The following is a 3,466-nucleotide window of genomic DNA, read 5'->3' as shown; positions in this document are numbered from 1 at the left end:
GCCGGGGGCGCCGCGGGTGCGGGCGCGGCCGCGGGCGGTGCCGCACCGGGTGAGTTCGAGCGGCGGGAACCCGAACTGATCACCCATCGTGCCTACGCGGGCACAGGGGCGGAGGACCACGGCACGGACCCCGACGACCACCCCGGCGACGAACAACGGCTGCACGAATCCGGGCCGGACGGCGACGGCGCCCCGGCGTCGCGTCGGCGGACGTCGAAGGCGAACCTGACCCCGGCCCAACGGAGGAAACGCCGGTGGAAGATCATCCGACGGAGCCTGTACGCGTTCGTCGGGCTCTTCCTCGTGCTTCCCGCCACCGCGTTCGCGATCACCTACTTCCTGGTGGAGGTCCCGAGTCCGGAGGACGTGGCTCAGAACCAGGCCAAGGTGGTGACCTACTTCTACTCCGACGGGCAGACCGAGATGGGCCGGGACATCCCCGCCGACGGCGGGAACCGTGTCCTGCTGGACTACGACCAGATTCCGGAAGTCACCCGGCACGCGGTCTACTCGGCGGAGGACGCCACCTTCGAGACCAACCCCGGCTTCGACATCACCGGCATCCTGCGCGCCGTGTACAACCAGCTGACCGGGGGCGTCGGTGGTGGTTCCACGATCAGCCAGCAGTACGTCAAGGTGGCGACCGGTGATGACGCCTACTCCTACACACGGAAGTGGACGGAGATCGTCAAGTCGTTCAAGATGAACAACCAGCTGAGCAAGCAGGAGATCATCACCGCCTACCTGAACACGATCTACCTCGGCAGGGGTGCCTACGGCATCCAGACCGCGGCCCAGGCGTACTTCGACAAGGACGCCCAGGACCTCACCGCGTCCGAGTCGGCACTGCTGGCGGGTCTGATCCAGCAGCCCGGCCGGTCGGACAACACCGAGGTCCTCCAGGAGCGCTGGACGTTCGTGATGAACCAGATGGTGTCCAACGGCTGGCTGTCCGAGGCCGACCGCCGCTCCGCCGAGTTCCCGGACATCGTGCCGGAGGAGAGGTCCCGGCCGAACACCATCGACGGGCCCGAGAGTTACATCCAGCGGCGGGCGCAGGCCGAGCTCGCCGAGAAGGGATACCCGGAGGAGAAGCTCCGGTCGGGTGGTTACCAGGTGCATCTCACCATCGACCAGGAGGCGCAGAAGCAGGCCACCGAGGCCGTCAACGAGGTCATGGAGGGCCAGCCCGAGAAACTCCGGGAGGCACTCGTGGCCGTCGACCCGGACACGGGCGCGGTGCGGGCCTACTACGGCGGTCCGAACGAACCCGGTGTCGACGAGTACGACTGGGCCTCCGCACAGCGCAACCCCGGTTCCTCGTTCAAGCCGTTCGACCTCGTGGCACTGCTGCAGCAGGGCAAGGGCCTCGGCGCGGTCTACGACGGGAGCTCGCCACGGACGTTCGGGGACGTCGAGGTCCGCAACTCGGGCAACACGCAGTGCGAGCGCTGCACCGTCGCCAAGGCGATGGAGATGTCCATCAACACCGTGTTCTACGACATGGTGCTCAACGAACTCGGACCGCAGGCCGTCGCCGAGGCCGCGCGGGCGGCCGGGATCCCGGAGAAGGGAGCGGGTCCCGATGCGCGGGAGACCATGCCCGCCCCGGACGGCAACATCTCCATCGGTGGTGGCAGCAACGTGGTCTCGCCCACCCAGATGGCGTCGGCCTACGCGACGTTCGCTTCGGGGGGTATGCGACACGGGACCCATTTCGTGGCCAAGCTGACCACCTCCGACGGCGAGGTGGTCTTCGACGAGACCTCCGACGTCGCCACCGAGGGCGAGCCGGCCTTCTCCGGCGACCCGCAGAAGAGCAAGCAGATCGCGGGCAACGTCACCGAGTCGCTCGAACCGGTGCTGCCCTACTCCGACCTGGAGTGCGCCGATGACCGGGAATGCGCGGGCAAGACCGGGACGCACCAGTACGCGGGTGAGGGGGAGCGGCACACCGGGGAGAACTCGGAGGCCTGGATGGTCGGCTACAACCCGCAGATCTCGGCCGCGGCGTGGGTCGGCACCGGGGGCAACGAGCCCATCCGGACGGCGAACGGTGCCAAGATCTACGGCAGTGGCCTTCCGGGCGAGATCTGGAAGACCTTCATGGACTCCTATCTGGAGGGCAAGCCGAGGGCATCCTTCGACGAGGTGGAGCTGATCGGCAAGCCGCCCACACCCCCGCCGTCATCCACGGACGACGCCTCCCCCTCGGACGAGACCGAGGAGAGCTCGGAGACGTCGGAGACCGAGTCGTCCGAGCCCACCGGGACCACCTCCACGGAGGAGACCGAGACGACCGACAACCCGAACGACAACTGGCCGTGGCCCGGCAACGATGACGACGAGGACACCGGCGGCGGGGACGGCGACGAGACCCAGGGCGGCAACGGTTCCGGCAACGACGGCAACCAGGCGCGGCAGACCGAGGACACCTCGTGGTGGTGACCCGCCCGGGTTCACCGCCACCCGTCCCGAACTGAACGACCCGTAACATTCGCGTCGTGTCCGGCGATAAAGATGATCCGCGTTCGGCGACGACGCCCGACACCGCGTCGCTGGACGTCGCCCGGCGGGCGGTCCCGACATGGACGGAACCGCTCGCCGAGGCGGCCGGCCGTCCCCTCGGGGGTCCGCTCGGCACGCACGCGGTGATCGGGCGGCACTGGTTCTGGACCCCGTTGCGGGTCTGCCTGCTGCTGGCCGTGCTCGCCCTGACCGCGGGGTGGTTCGGCAAGGCGGCCTGCATCCAGCAGTACGACACGGCCGGGGGCCCGACCCTGGACTGGCGTTCCGACCGGCAGTACGTGGCGATGTGCTACTCGGACATCGTCCCGTTGTACACGGCCGAACGGTTGGACCGGCCGGACACGTTCCCCTACGCCACGAGCTGGGTGGAGGACGCGGGCACGGCGCAGGAACAGGTGCGCTACATGGAGTACCCGGTGCTGACCGGGTTGTTCCAGTGGGTGAACGCCACGCTCACCCACCAGTGGACGGACGCGGCCGACGCGGGCTGGCTGCCGGGAGCGCTGCCCGTGGCCGTCTACTTCAACATCACCGCGTTCTTCCTCGCCGTGGCGTGGCTGGTCACGGTCTGGGCGGTGGCCAGGACGGCCCGACGGCGGATCTGGGACGCCGCTCTGGTCGCGGTGTCTCCGCTCGCGGTGGTGCACGCCTTCACCAACTTCGACACCCTCGCCACGGCCGCGGCCGCGGCGGCCCTGCTCGCGTGGTCCCGGCACAGACCGGCGTGGGCGGGTGTGCTGCTCGGCGTCGGTGCGGCCGCGAAGATGTACCCGCTGCTGCTGCTCGGCCCCCTGTTCGTGCTGTGCCTGCGCGCGGGCCCTGCCTCTGTAGGTCTGAGTTGAAGCTACCACGAGTGTTTCAAGGCCGAAACACTAATCACCACTTCGGTGGGGTGGCCCGGGACTCAGATCGTGCCGGTCGGGACAGCGGCGAGCGG

General features: G+C 69.0%; 1 protein-coding gene and 1 pseudogene. Both read left to right on the top strand.

Annotated elements, in window-relative coordinates; all coding sequences use genetic code 11:
* Positions 1-2,448, top strand: a 2,448-nt coding sequence (locus SACHA_RS21330; RefSeq protein WP_019809319.1) for a transglycosylase domain-containing protein, incomplete at its 5' end; no start/stop codon positions are given.
* 56 nt (positions 2,449-2,504) lie between these two features.
* A pseudogene (locus SACHA_RS21325) lies at positions 2,505-3,347 on the top strand (glycosyltransferase 87 family protein); the annotation flags it as partial.
* Positions 3,348-3,466: the final 119 nt, after the last annotated feature.

The sequence above is a fragment of the Saccharomonospora halophila 8 genome (assembly GCF_000383775.1).
GTDB classification, from domain to species: domain Bacteria; phylum Actinomycetota; class Actinomycetes; order Mycobacteriales; family Pseudonocardiaceae; genus Saccharomonospora; species Saccharomonospora halophila.
This window is presented reverse-complemented; position numbering and strand designations above follow the sequence as displayed.